The 12,606-nt window shown below is 42.6% G+C and carries 12 protein-coding genes; 1 reads left to right on the forward strand and 11 read right to left on the reverse strand.

The annotated features are described in order from the left end of the window. Window positions 1-111 precede the first annotated feature (111 nt). From yajC to D7D50_RS01540, 10 genes are all read right to left on the reverse strand, one after another. Window positions 112-441, reverse strand: coding sequence for a preprotein translocase subunit YajC (gene yajC, locus D7D50_RS01495; protein WP_006595033.1), 330 nt, complete (start codon window positions 439-441; stop codon window positions 112-114). 188 nt (window positions 442-629) lie between these two features. Continuing rightward, a complete protein-coding gene (locus tag D7D50_RS01500; protein ID WP_023022151.1) occupies window positions 630-875 on the reverse strand; it encodes a hypothetical protein in 246 nt (81 codons plus the stop codon). A 290-nt stretch (window positions 876-1,165) separates the two neighbouring features. Next, window positions 1,166-3,271 (reverse strand): ATP-dependent Clp protease ATP-binding subunit, encoded by a 2,106-nt coding sequence (locus tag D7D50_RS01505; RefSeq protein WP_120701295.1) that lies wholly within the window; start codon window positions 3,269-3,271, stop codon window positions 1,166-1,168. A gap of 359 nt (window positions 3,272-3,630) precedes the next feature. After that, window positions 3,631-4,395: an amino acid ABC transporter ATP-binding protein gene (locus D7D50_RS01510; RefSeq protein ID WP_006595036.1), complete on the reverse strand. Its 765-nt coding sequence runs from the start codon at window positions 4,393-4,395 to the stop codon at window positions 3,631-3,633. Between the two features lie 19 nt (window positions 4,396-4,414). Further along, window positions 4,415-5,101: an amino acid ABC transporter permease gene (locus D7D50_RS01515; RefSeq protein ID WP_006595037.1), complete on the reverse strand. Its 687-nt coding sequence runs from the start codon at window positions 5,099-5,101 to the stop codon at window positions 4,415-4,417. A gap of 3 nt (window positions 5,102-5,104) precedes the next feature. Further along, window positions 5,105-5,797 carry an amino acid ABC transporter permease gene (locus D7D50_RS01520; RefSeq protein WP_006595038.1) on the reverse strand — a complete coding sequence of 231 codons (693 nt, stop codon included), beginning with the start codon at window positions 5,795-5,797 and terminating at the stop codon, window positions 5,105-5,107. Between the two features lie 66 nt (window positions 5,798-5,863). Further along, complete coding sequence (locus D7D50_RS01525; protein ID WP_120701296.1) at window positions 5,864-6,742, reverse strand: transporter substrate-binding domain-containing protein; 879 nt, start codon at window positions 6,740-6,742, stop codon at window positions 5,864-5,866. Between the two features lie 27 nt (window positions 6,743-6,769). Beyond that, window positions 6,770-7,771, reverse strand: a complete 1,002-nt coding sequence (locus tag D7D50_RS01530) for a uroporphyrinogen decarboxylase family protein (protein WP_120701297.1) — start codon at window positions 7,769-7,771, stop codon at window positions 6,770-6,772. A gap of 98 nt (window positions 7,772-7,869) precedes the next feature. After that, a complete protein-coding gene (locus D7D50_RS01535; RefSeq protein WP_048717618.1) occupies window positions 7,870-8,070 on the reverse strand; it encodes a hypothetical protein in 201 nt (66 codons plus the stop codon). 17 nt (window positions 8,071-8,087) lie between these two features. Beyond that, window positions 8,088-9,089, reverse strand: coding sequence for a uroporphyrinogen decarboxylase family protein (locus tag D7D50_RS01540; RefSeq protein WP_120701298.1), 1,002 nt, complete (start codon window positions 9,087-9,089; stop codon window positions 8,088-8,090). 318 nt (window positions 9,090-9,407) lie between these two features. On the opposite strand from D7D50_RS01540, the gene D7D50_RS01545 reads away from it, so the two are divergent. Then, window positions 9,408-10,229 (forward strand): Cof-type HAD-IIB family hydrolase, encoded by an 822-nt coding sequence (locus tag D7D50_RS01545; protein WP_120701299.1) that lies wholly within the window; start codon window positions 9,408-9,410, stop codon window positions 10,227-10,229. 264 nt (window positions 10,230-10,493) lie between these two features. On the opposite strand, the gene glmS is transcribed toward D7D50_RS01545, so the two are convergent. Continuing rightward, complete coding sequence (gene glmS, locus D7D50_RS01550; RefSeq protein WP_120701300.1) at window positions 10,494-12,302, reverse strand: glutamine--fructose-6-phosphate transaminase (isomerizing); 1,809 nt, start codon at window positions 12,300-12,302, stop codon at window positions 10,494-10,496. Between the last annotated feature and the right edge of the window lie 304 nt (window positions 12,303-12,606).

The raw sequence follows: 12,606 nt of genomic DNA on the forward strand, positions 1-12,606 counted from the left end.
CTTTTATCGCTTCATTATATCATAAATCCGCTTAAATTGGCAGTCTAGCCCCTTTTCTAGGGGGCATCAAGCTAAAAATGAAAAAAGCGACCCTTTGATCGCTCTTTCTTATTATTCACCGTCGATGATAGAATCTGAGTCACCAGCGCCTTCAACTGCACCAGCTGTCACTCCTTCTGAAACTGGCAAAACTGTTTTAATAGCTGTCAATTCAAATGTGAGGTATACGCCATCCACGTCCAAGACAACGGTTTTACGTTCAGTGTCTACTTCATCAACTGTTCCATACAAACCACCGATGGTAATCACTTCATACCCTTTTTGAAGCTTGTTCAAGCTTTCCATCCGTTTTTGGTATTGTTTCTTTTGGCTACGGCTCATGAAGAACATCATTCCGACCATTAGCGCAAGCATAAATAGCAAGGTTGTACCACTTTGCATACCATTTCTCCTTTTTAAATCATATATGCTCTACTATAGCAAATTTTATAGGTATTTTCAATACGAACCCCTGATTTTCAAAAAATAAGTCGGTAGATGGAGATGGTCTACTCACTATTCGATCCAGACAGCTTTCCTAGTGATTCCTTTTTTTAGAAAAAGAAAAAACCATAAAAAATAGGTTTTTGCTAATCGATTGTGATTCCATATTTTTCATGATTTTTATCATACCATTCAATCAACAACATGGCTGTTTGGTAGGTAATGTTTTTTATTTTACTGGTTCCTTTTGTCAAGGTAGCTAGACTCATCTTGCTAATATCTGTCTCAGTCGCTACTCTATAACTTGTCACCTTTCCATCCACCATCAATTGAACGACAGCTTCAACTTTCTTATAATCTTTTGTCGAATAAATATCAATTGGATTTTTCATAAAATCATCCTATCCCCTTAAATTTAGTCTTTTATATATTATATAATTTATTTGTTCATTTATAAGAAAATCTTGCTTACAGACGCTTTCTAAGGCATTTTCATGCTGTATTTTGCACTAATTTATGAAAAAACATACCTATTTTTTATCATTTTTCACTTTCTGGGAAAAAAAACGATAAAACTATACCTCATATATTTTCTTTTGTTGACATAAAAAAGGCTAAGAATTTCTTCCTAGCCTTCTTTTTCAAACTGATTTTCTCTTGTTTATGGAGCTAGACGTCTCGGTTATTCTTCTGAGGTTCCATTCTCTTTAATAACCAATTCTCCATCTTCCATATCAGCCAACAAGTGTTTTGCGTCAAGGTTATCCAAGTGGAAGTCTGTCACCTTATCACGGATTTGTTGCTCAACCACACGACGGAGTGGACGAACACCCATGACTTCATCGTATCCTTCTTCAGTCATATATTCTTTAGCCGCATCGGTAACTGTCAAATCAATGTCTTTCTTAGCAAGCGTTTTATTCACTTCTGCTAACATCAAGTCAACAATCTTAGAAAGGTCTTCCTTGCTCAAGTGTGAGAATTCGATGACAGCATTGAAGCGGTTGAGGAATTCTGGACGGAAGAATGGTTTCAAACGATCCATGAGTTCTGGTTTGTCCGCATCTTCTGTCAAGTTAGCTTCATAACCAAAGCCAGCGTTTGAAGTAGCGATAATGACCGTATTCTTGAAGTTAACGGTGTTTCCTTGACCATCTGTCAAACGACCATCATCCAAGACTTGAAGGAGCAGGGTGATCACTTGAGGATCCGCCTTTTCAATCTCGTCAAGAAGGACGATAGAGTATGGATTACGGCGAACACGTTCTGTCAAGGTATTGTTGTTGTCGTCGTAACCGACATAACCGGCAGTTGTACCGATCAACTTAGAAACGGCTGTACGATCGCTGTATTCTGACATGTCCAAACGGATGATGGCATCTTTAGTACCAAACATATCAAGGGCCAATTGTTTAGCCAACTCAGTCTTACCGACACCAGTAGGACCTACGAAGAGGAAGCTACCGATTGGGCGGTTTCCTTCGTCAAAGCCTGCACGGTTCCGACGGATCGCTTTGGCAACGGCTTCAACAGCCTTGTCTTGACCAATAACCTTGGTTTGCAAACGGTGACCCATATCTTTCAAGCGTTCGATATCAGTTGCACCCATTTGTGATACTGGAATACCAGTCATCCGTTCGACAGACTCTGCTACGTCATTGACAGTTGCCGTCACCTTGTGATCTTCTGTATGGTTTGCAATTTGTTTTTCAAGTTCTTCGATCCGAATTTTTGCATTAAGGGCTGCTTCGTAATCTTCTTTAGCAGCTGCAACTTCTTGTTTCGCTTTTTCTTCTTCAATTTCATGTTCCACAGCATGGACATCTGTCACTGGGTGTTGTGCTGCCAAGTGAGCAGCTGTCACATCGACCAAGTCGATGGCCTTATCAGGCAAGCTACGTTGTGGAATGTATTGAACAGAATAATCAACTGCCGCTTTCAAGACTTCATCAGGCAAGACCACATTGTGGTGTTGTTGATACAATTCACGGATTCCTTGGAGGATCTTGAAGGTATCTTCAGCAGATGGAGCATTAACCTTGACTTCGTTGAAACGACGTGCAAGAGCTGCGTTTTTCAAGATGGTGTTGCGGTATTCATCTTGAGTGGTTGCCCCAATCACGGTCAATTCCCCACGTGAAAGAGCTGGTTTCAAGATATCCGCAAGACCTTTAGATCCTTGACCATCCCCTGTGCTACCTGCACCAAGGATTTGGTGGATTTCGTCAAAGAAGAGGATAATGTTTCCAGCTTCTTTAACTTCGTTGACCAAGTTTTGAATATTTTCTTCAAAGCTACCACGGTATTGTGTACCAGCTTCTAGACCAGAAATATCAATGGAGATGATTTCTTTGTTCTTGATAGCTGCTGGAACATCACCGTTCACGATAGCTTGAGCCAATCCTTCTACAACAGCCGTCTTACCAACACCTGCATCCCCGACAAGGACAGGATTGTTCTTGGTACGACGAGACAAGATTTCAGCTGTTTCTTGAATTTCTTTGTTACGTCCAATGACCGGATCCAATTTTCCTTCACGAGCTTCTTCAGTCAAGTTACGACCAAGTTTTGCAAGGATCCCATCTTGTTTCATGCCTTTACCTTGATGGTGTTGCACTTGCTCGCTTCCTTCAGTTGGAAGTTGTCCAGTTTGACGGTAAATAGCGAATTCTTCCGGTGTCACTTCACGACCGTTGATCATATAGCGACGGCTTTCAGAACGAAAACCTCCCATGTTTCCCATTAGTTGATTGAAAAGATCATCCATATTGTTAAAGTTGTTATTCATAGTTGTTACCTCTAGTTTACATAATTTTAATTTATTCTTGAAAATGAGTAGCCAATTTGGCTACTTTACGTTTTTTACATAATTTTATTTTACTTTTAAATGAATAGCCTCGAGGGCTAGGATCTTGTATTTCTTCTTTTATCAATTAGTTTTCTATATTTTGGAAATAGCATTTCACCATCTCCTTTCCACTATTGATCCTGTAAACTTTTGAGATTTTCTCAACCTCTTTTTGTTTACATAAATTATTATAAAGCAGACTGGGTTTTTTGTCAACACTTTTTTACATAATTTTTTACATTTTTTAAAAAAATTTTTCCGAAGCAAAAAAACACACCCTTACCAGGGTGTGCCTCTTATCAAATCATGTATTCGACGCTGTAGGTGGCGTCGGATAGAATCCGTGAAAGGAATTGTTTGGTTCGTTCTTCTTTTGGACTGTTGAAGAATTCATGCGGTTCATTTTCTTCGATGATGTGCCCGCCATCCATAAAGATGACGTGGTTGGCCACATCACGCGCGAAGCCCATCTCATGGGTTACGACAACCATGGTTACGCCTTCTTGAGCCAATTGCTTCATGACATCTAAGACGTCCCCGACCAATTCTGGGTCTAGCGCTGAAGTTGGCTCATCCAGCAAGATCACGTCGGGTTTCACTGCGATGGCACGCGCAATCCCGATCCGTTGCTGCTGACCACCTGACAATTGAGAAGGATAGTAATCCTTATAAGCGAGGAGGCCGACTTTTTCAAGGGCGGATTCTGCCCGTTGGATGGCTTCTTCTTTTGGAATCTTCCGAGCCACAATCAGGCCCTCTAAGATATTTTCAATCGCTGTTTTGTTGGCAAAGAGATTGTAATGCTGGAAGACAAAGGCTGTCTTTTGGCGGATTTCTAGAATTTCTTTTTTGCTGAGCTTTGAGAGATCATACTCTTTTCCACCCAAAGTCAAACGGCCTGTGTCTGCCTTTTCCAAGTGATTGAGGCAGCGAAGGAAGGTTGTTTTTCCTGATCCAGATGGACCCAAAATAACGACGACATCCCCTTGGTTGACCTTGAGATTAACATCTACCAAGACTTGGTGGTCCTTAAATTTTTTCGATACGTGTTCTACTTCTAACATCTTCTCATTTCTCCTTCTTCTATGCGAGTGTCAGGCGTTTTTCTAAGAGGTTGAATCCCCACTGAATCACCCCACAAATGACAATATAAAGAATAAAAATCACTAAATAGGATTCAAAATATTGATAGCCATAAGAGGCTTCGACCTTGGCAATGGCGGTGATATCCTTGATGGTCATGACAAAGACAAGGGAGGTTCCTTTGACCAAGTTGATGACCAGGTTACACAGATTAGGCAGGGCCGCACGCAAGGCTTGTGGAAAAACAATGCGGATATAGGCTTGGCGGTTGGTCAAGCCAATGGCTTGCGCTGCTTCTAGCTGGCCCTTATCCACCGTCAGAATGGCTGACCGTAAAATTTCAGCCAGACTTCCTGTCGTCATCAAGCTAAAGATGATAAAGGCATAGTAAATGGGATTGATCTCAAAGACATTAAAGTGACTGCCTATGCTCTTAAAAAAGCTATTTAAGAGACTGGGAAAGAGACTATAAAAGAAGAGAATCAAGAGAATTGGAGGTGTCGCGCGGATAAAGGCTAAGTAAACCACTGAGAAACTGCGAACCCCTTTGACCTTATAGATCTGGCCGAGTGCCAAAAAGAGGGCTGGAAAAAAACTCAAGAGAATCGATACGACCATGATCAGAAGGGTCACTGGAACACCACCCAAGGTGGCTAGAAACGTTTTACTAATAAAATTGAAATCCATAAGCTACCTTTCTGTTACACTGAGTCGTTTTTCAAGCAATTGAGCGGAGAAGGAAATCACAAGGGCAATAGCCCAGTAGATCACTGCTACGGCTGTATAGGTCTCGAGGGAATAATTTCCAAGATTGCGACTGATCAAGTTGTTTCCTGCTCCCATGATATCGATAAAGCCAATGGTATAAGCCAATGCCGCATCGCGCATGAGGTTCAAGATGGCAGTCGTCATATTTGGAAGAGCCACGCGAAAGGCTTGTGGAAGGACAATCCGCCAAATAGTCTGAGCTGGTGTCAAACCAATACTCAAGCCCGCTTCCATCTGACCTTTTGGAATGGCCAAATAGGCTGCCTTAAAGACCTCGGAGATCATTGCCGCAAAGAGAAGAAACATGGCAATCAGGACAAAGACAAACTTGGACCAGTGGTCAATGTCAATGCCCAACCACCAGTTCAAAAATTGGGGCAGTCCATAAAAGACCAAAAAGAGCAAGACAATCGGAGGGGTACAACGCAAGGTAAAGACATAGCCTTTGGCCAGACCTGCTCCTACCTTATCTTCTGATACTTGTGCCCAGGTCAAAACCAAGCCAAATGCCGAACCTAGAAGCGTCGTTAACACCATCAAAGCTAGGGTCGCTGGTAGGGCTTGGACCAAGGTTGGGAGAAAAGTCCAGACCTTGGAAATGTCGTATGAGACCATCTTTCTTTTCCTTTCTGTATCCGTATAGAAATAAGGAAGCTGGGGCTATGCGCACCCAGTTTCATCTTATTTTTCTTTATCTACATAACTGAAGACATCTTCACCGAAATATTTTTTCGACAATTTAGCAAGTGTGCCATCTTTTTCTAATTCTTTGATAGCCTTGCTGTATGCTTCCGCAAATTTTTCGTTTTTCTTATCCTTATGGATCAATGGGTAAGTTGGAATTCCTTTGTAGGCAAACCAGCTCAGTTTGTCCGCATATTGGTGGTAAGAACCATCTTTATCTGTGACAGCTTTTTCAAAGGAAAGTTTGATGTCAAAGAAGGCATCGTAACGTCCTTCAAGAACCCAAGCATAGGCATCTGCGACTTTGAAAGATTCCGCAGCTGTTAATTCGATTGGTTGGTCTTTATGCTTGTCATTGTATTCTTTAATAACATTCCACTGCGCATTTTGTGGTGAAATTGGAACCAATTTTCCTTTTTCTTTAGCGAAGTCATCGATATTCTTGTATTTATTCGCATCTTCTTTCCGAACGGTAAATCCGATGATACTTGCTCCAATTGGTTCTTTTGGAATGATAAATTTCTTGGCACGTTCTTCGGTATACCAAGCTCCTTTGGTTCCGATATCGTATTTACCAGATTCTAGACCGATCAAGAGATCGTCATCACTTGTTCCAGTGTACTCAAACTTGTAGTCTGGTAGTTTTTCATCAATGGCTTTGAGAACGGCTACTTCATAGCCATCTGATTCCCCTTTTTCATCAACGAAATCATACGGCACGTAGTTTTGCGTGTGGGCCACTTTCAAGGTTGTTACTTTATTAGATCCTGTTGATCCTTTACTTTCGTTTGCGTGGTTCAAGCTTCGACCAATAATCGTTGCACCTGCAAGGGCAAGAACAGCCACCCCACCGATAATCCATGTTTTTTTACTCATATTCTCTTTTCTCGCTTTCTATTTTCCTTATTCTGCTGCAGCTTCACGAATCCATTCGATTCGTTCTTCATCAATGTCACTTGGGATAGTACAATCCGCACCGATGACCAAGCCTGTGGTTCCTGTCTCTGCGATGATGCGTTTGGTTTCTGCTTGGATGGCAGCCTTGTCTCCTGTGTAGAGAAGACCAGTTTTGCCATTTTCAAAACCACCGAGAACCGTGCGTCCACCGAAGATTTCGCGTCCTTCTGCTAGGCTAATCCCTTCGGGTCCGACTGCCCAGTTAATGACTGGGGCTGGATAGTCTGTGAAGAGATGGATATCATTGCGAGCTCCTTCGTAGCCACAGATATGAAGAATATTTACGCCACCGGCTTCCTTAGCTGTCTCTAAGACATGGAGTTCACTAGGCGCGATGACTTGTTTGTAAACTTCCTGACTGACACGCGCATCTTGGATGCTTTGAACACTGAGGTAGATCCCGTCTGCTCCAGCTTCTTTAATGATTCGTTGGCTCAAACTTGCAATATCTTGGCCAATGGTATCCAATACTTTTTTAAGAGTGGCTGCATCTTGATCGATAAAGTTGGCGATCAAGTCATCTCCACCTGACACTTCTCCGACCAACCATTTGAAGTAGGTCACTGGAGCAAAGATGTTGTAGATGGCTACAATGTCCTCTTCAAAACCAGCGCGAATTTTTTTGACCAATTCTACCTGCTCTGTGATCCATGGATGATCTGCTCCAAGGGGTTCAATCCCTGCTAAATCCGAGATGTTTTCAAGGCCCTTGTAAATAGCTGGGTTTGGATAAGCAAAGTAGCCATCACTCATGAGTTTGACAAAGTCTGGTTTGACCTTGTGTAGGAAGTTTTTATGACCATTGAGGTTTTTTTCAATAATTTCAGGATTGGAAAAACCTTTCAACCATTCTTCTTCCCTTGTAAAGTGATGCCAAAAGCCAACTGGCACACGGTCAACTGTTTCTCCTTTAAAAGCTTTTAACACTAATTCTCTTTTTGATGACATGTTCTTACCTCGTTCTATCTTTTCTTGTTTGTTATCTTATCACTTCAATGATGCTTTGACTAATATATATTTTTTATCAAGCTCTTCATCTTTTTTTATCACTGATCTTCTAGGAGCAGGACGCCCGCTAGATCAGACGGGCGAATAAGGGAGAGACTATGGGCTGGAATTTTCTCCAGTCTTTCCACATCCGGATCCTTTTTGCTTTCCTCTTGACTGCTAGCGGCAGCAACTTTTGCGAGCCCTAGGACTAGGAATAAAGCTACCAGCATCAAACACCAAATATTGATTTTTTTCATCTCCCTCTCCTTTCTTCTTACAATACAGCTGCTTGACGTACCCAATCTAAGCGTTCCAATTGGAAATCATCTGGCACGGTACAGTCTGCCCCAAGGATCAAACCACGACTTCCGGCTTCAGCCACCAAGCGACGGGTTTCTTGCTCGATAGTTGCTCGTTCCCCTTTGTAAAGCAAACCTTTCTTGCCATTGACAAAGCCACCCAAGACGGCGCGATTGCCAAAGAGCTTGCGCCCCTCTGCTAGGCTGAGCCCTTCATGATGGGTCGCCCAGTTGATAACCTGAGCTGGGTAATCCTTGAAGAGTTTCACTTCATTGATAGCCCCTTCAAATCCACAGATATGAAGGATATTGATGCCACCCGCTTCATTAGCTGATTCTAGGACAACGATGCTACTCGGTTCAATAAACTTGCGGTATTCTTCTTGACTTACGCGCTCATCTTGAACCTGCTGAGTTGAGAAGTAAATCCCTTCCACTCCTGCTTCTTGGATCAAGCGGCAACTTAAAGTGGCGATATCTTCAGCAATGACATCAAGGACATGGGCCAAGGCTTCTGGATCTTCCTTGATAAAGTCCGAAATCACTTGGTCTCCACGGGATTGATCCGTTCGGAACCAGCGTTTCAAATAAGAAATGGGCGAGAAGATGTTGTAGAAAGAAGCGATCTCTTCGTGGAAATGGGAACGAATTTCCTTGACCACTTTAATTTGCTGTTCAATCCAAGGATGATGCTCCCCGATGGGCTGAATATCTTTCAATTCTTGGATTGATGTGATCTCTCTCGAATAAAGAGCACTCGGATAACGGAAAAAGCCATCGCTCATAATCTTGACAAAATCAGGTGAAATTTCTTCAACATAGTGTTGGTGTCCTTTGATACTCTTTTCAAGTACGGCTGGATTGTCGAGACCCAATTCTTTTTCTTCTTGGGTCACATAATGAAGCCAAAATCCTACAGGGATTCGCTCTACTGCTTCGCCTCGAATGGCACGAAGAACCAACTCTTTTTTACTCATACTGTGAAACCTCCTCAATCTCTTCTCCAAAAGGAAAACTGACTGCTGCCCTTCTGAAATTTGTAACCATGATATCACCTCGAAAAGTAGCTGACTAATATATTTTCCCTATCAAGGCCTTAAAATTTCTTTATTGAGTCGAGTAGCAAAAACGCGCAAGCCCTTGAAAATAAAGCCTTGCGCACATTCTAATCTATTATTTTATTTTTGAAGAAAGGGACCTACTTTGAAAATTACTTGACCCCGTTATAAGAAACAACTATACCCCTCCTTTTCATTCTCCTAAAATATGGTATACTAAAGAAAAAGGAGGTGCCTATGTCTTCCATTCGTTTAATTGTCAGTGATATTGACGGAACTATTCTGGACCAGCAGCATCAGGTCGATCCCGACCTCATCGAACTCATCCCCCAGCTCCAAGAAAAAAAGATTCCTTTTATCTTGGCATCGGCTCGTTCTCCTATCGGGATTGCTCCTATCGCTAGAAGATTAGGCATCCACCAGGAACCAATCGCTTGCTACAATGGAGCTCTCATCGTCAAGGGAGAAGAGATTCTATTTGAACACAGCCTGAACAAAGATGAGATCCGCACCTTCCTCCATCGTGTGGAAGAACTAGATCCCAGCATTTCGATTAATTGTTATAGTGGGTCAGTCTGGTTTAACTCCAGAGAGGATCAGTGGACCCAAGTTGAAGCTTCGATTACTGGTGAGACGCCACAGATTCAGCCACTTTCTCAGACCCTCTCTGACGATGCTCTCCATCTACACAAATTGCTCTTGATCGGCGAGACTCAGAACATTCAAGAACTCTATCAAAAGCTAGATCCACAAGAATTTCCGCAGACGGCCTTTTACCTTTCAAAGGAAAACTACCTAGAAGTCACCGCCAAGTCCGTCTCAAAAAGAGATGCTGTCCTTGAATTGGCTACTTATTACCAGGTCCCTTTGGAACAGGTCATGACCATCGGAGATCACTTCAATGACCTCCCCATGATTCGTTTGGCTGGACTTGGAGTTGCCATGGGAAATGCTCCTGAAGCCGTCCAGAAGGAAGCTCAAGTTGTCACCACCAGCAACCAAGAACACGGCGTAGCACAAGCTATCCAAGAGTATGTCTTACCGCCATCAAACAAATGAGAGTGGGACAGAAATCGGTCATTCGTTAGAATTCGATTTCATCGTCCCACCTCCGCACAGTTGAGTAAGGCTGTAAAAGCTGATGAAATCAGCGTAGTAGAGCCCACTCAACCACTGCGTCTTGCTCGACAATCCAAAGACAATTGAGAGGCTAGGACTTTTATCCCAGCCTCTTTATAACTCTTCCTTCTCTTTTCTAACTCACTGTTTGTAACCCAGCCTCTAATAAAAAAAGAAGCTAGGACTGGATCCTAGCTTCTTTTTTTATTCTACTGTTACGGATTTAGCAAGGTTCCGTGGTTTGTCTACATCAAGTCCACGGTGGAGAGTTGCAAAGTAAGCGATTAATTGGGTTGGTACGACCATTGAAATTGGTGAGAGGTAAGGGTGTACGGTCGTAAGAACGATATCGTCTGTATCTTTGGCAACATTTTCTTCTGCGATGGTAAGGACCTTAGCACCACGGGCAGCAACTTCTTGGATATTTCCACGAGTGTGGTTAGCAAGGACTGGGTCTGACAAGAGGGCCAAAACAGGTGTTCCATCCTCGATCAAAGCAATGGTTCCGTGCTTGAGTTCTCCTGCCGCAAAGCCTTCACATTGGATGTAAGAAATCTCTTTGAGTTTGAGACTAGCTTCCATGGCTACATAGTAATCTTGACCACGTCCGATGTAAAAGGCGTTGCGTGTTGTTTCAAGAAGCTCACGAACCTTACTCTCAATCAATTCTTTTTCTGAAAGAGTTGACTCGATAGACTGAGCGACGATAGACAACTCATGAACCAGATCAAAGGCTTGCGCTTTTTCGTTGCCATTTGCTTCACCAACTGCTTTTGCAAGGAAGGCAAGGGCTGCGATTTGTGCTGTATAGGCCTTGGTTGATGCTACGGCAATTTCAGGACCTGCATGAAGCAACATAGTATGGTTGGCTTCACGTGAAAGGGTTGATCCTGGCACGTTTGTCACTGTCAAGCTTGGAATTCCCATTTCATTGGCCTTAACCAAAACCTGACGGCTATCAGCTGTTTCACCAGATTGGCTGATAAAGATGAAGAGGGGTTTCTTGCTAAGTAGTGGCATACCATATCCCCACTCAGAAGAGATGCCAAGTTCAACTGGTGTATCCGTCAATTCTTCCAACATCTTCTTAGAAGCAAATCCTGCATGGTAAGAAGTTCCAGCAGCAAGAATGTAGATGCGGTCTGCGTCTTGAACAGCCTTGATGATGGCTGGGTCAACTACTACTTGACCAGCTTCATCTGTGTAGGCTTGGATCAACTTACGCATTACCGTTGGTTGCTCATCAATTTCCTTGAGCATATAGTAAGGATAAGTTCCCTTTCCGATATCAGACAAGTCAAGCTCAGCAGTATAGCTAGCACGCTCACAGCTGTTGCCATCGTAGTCTTGCACTTCAACGCTATCAGCTTTCACAATCACCAACTCTTGGTCATGGATTTCCATATATTGGTTGGTTTCACGAATCATGGCCATAGCATCTGAGCAGACCATGTTATAGCCTTCTCCAAGACCAATCAAAAGTGGTGATTTGTTCTTGGCCACGTAGATGACATCTGGATTTTCAGAGTCAATCAAGGCAAAGGCATAAGATCCACGGATGATGTGAAGGGCTTTTTTGAAAGCTTCAAGTACTGACAAGCCCTCTTCTTCCGCAAATTTTCCAATCAAGTGCACTGCGATTTCAGTATCCGTTTGTCCCTTGAAGTGGTGACCTGCAAGGTATTCTTCTTTGATTTCGAGATAGTTTTCAATCACACCATTGTGCACCAAGACAAAACGTCCTGTCTCAGAGCGGTGCGGGTGAGCATTGTCTTCTGTTGGTTTCCCGTGAGTGGCCCAACGAGTATGTCCGATACCAGTTGTTCCCTCCACTCCAGCTGTCTTGGCAGACAATTCTGCAATACGACCAACCGCTTTCACCAAATGGTTCTCAGCACCACCTAGGACAAAAATCCCCGCAGAATCATAACCACGGTATTCGAGCTTTTCAAGCCCTTGAATCAAAATATCCGTTGCATTTGTATTACCAACAACACCAACAATTCCACACATAGTATATACGACACAGACAAGCTGTGCTTTCTCCTTCTATAAAAATGAAAGAAAATAGGTATCCGTACTTGAGTTCCCTTATTTTCTTAGCCAATTTATAAAATTGGTCTAGTCTGATTCGATAGAAAAATTATCAGCGGAGTCAGTATACAATGCTTTTTTCTGTTTGTCAACCTTCAAAATATCAAAAATTGGTCTAGTTAAGAAAGGATTAAGGAAAACCTACCAACTTTTTTAGTGATAGGTTAGGATGATTGGCTTATTTTTAGATCGTCATTGATGCCAACTGATCTAAATGCCTATC

It is taken from the genome of Streptococcus koreensis (assembly GCF_003627135.1).
In the GTDB taxonomy this organism is placed as follows: Bacteria; Bacillota; Bacilli; order Lactobacillales; family Streptococcaceae; genus Streptococcus; species Streptococcus ilei.

Bases quoted from the DNA above. Each gene is read 5' to 3' on its own strand.
- yajC (WP_006595033.1), bottom strand. From the start codon at position 441: ATGCAAAGTGGTACAACCTTGCTATTTATGCTTGCGCTAATGGTCGGA.
- D7D50_RS01500 (WP_023022151.1), bottom strand. From the start codon at position 875: ATGAAAAATCCAATTGATATTTATTCGACAAAAGATTATAAGAAAGTT.
- D7D50_RS01505 (WP_120701295.1), bottom strand. From the start codon at position 3,271: ATGAATAACAACTTTAACAATATGGATGATCTTTTCAATCAACTAATG.
- D7D50_RS01510 (WP_006595036.1), bottom strand. From the start codon at position 4,395: ATGTTAGAAGTAGAACACGTATCGAAAAAATTTAAGGACCACCAAGTC.
- D7D50_RS01515 (WP_006595037.1), bottom strand. From the start codon at position 5,101: ATGGATTTCAATTTTATTAGTAAAACGTTTCTAGCCACCTTGGGTGGT.
- D7D50_RS01520 (WP_006595038.1), bottom strand. From the start codon at position 5,797: ATGGTCTCATACGACATTTCCAAGGTCTGGACTTTTCTCCCAACCTTG.
- D7D50_RS01525 (WP_120701296.1), bottom strand. From the start codon at position 6,742: ATGAGTAAAAAAACATGGATTATCGGTGGGGTGGCTGTTCTTGCCCTT.
- D7D50_RS01530 (WP_120701297.1), bottom strand. From the start codon at position 7,771: ATGTCATCAAAAAGAGAATTAGTGTTAAAAGCTTTTAAAGGAGAAACA.
- D7D50_RS01535 (WP_048717618.1), bottom strand. From the start codon at position 8,070: ATGAAAAAAATCAATATTTGGTGTTTGATGCTGGTAGCTTTATTCCTA.
- D7D50_RS01540 (WP_120701298.1), bottom strand. From the start codon at position 9,089: ATGAGTAAAAAAGAGTTGGTTCTTCGTGCCATTCGAGGCGAAGCAGTA.
- D7D50_RS01545 (WP_120701299.1), top strand. From the start codon at position 9,408: ATGTCTTCCATTCGTTTAATTGTCAGTGATATTGACGGAACTATTCTG.
- glmS (WP_120701300.1), bottom strand. From the start codon at position 12,302: ATGTGTGGAATTGTTGGTGTTGTTGGTAATACAAATGCAACGGATATT.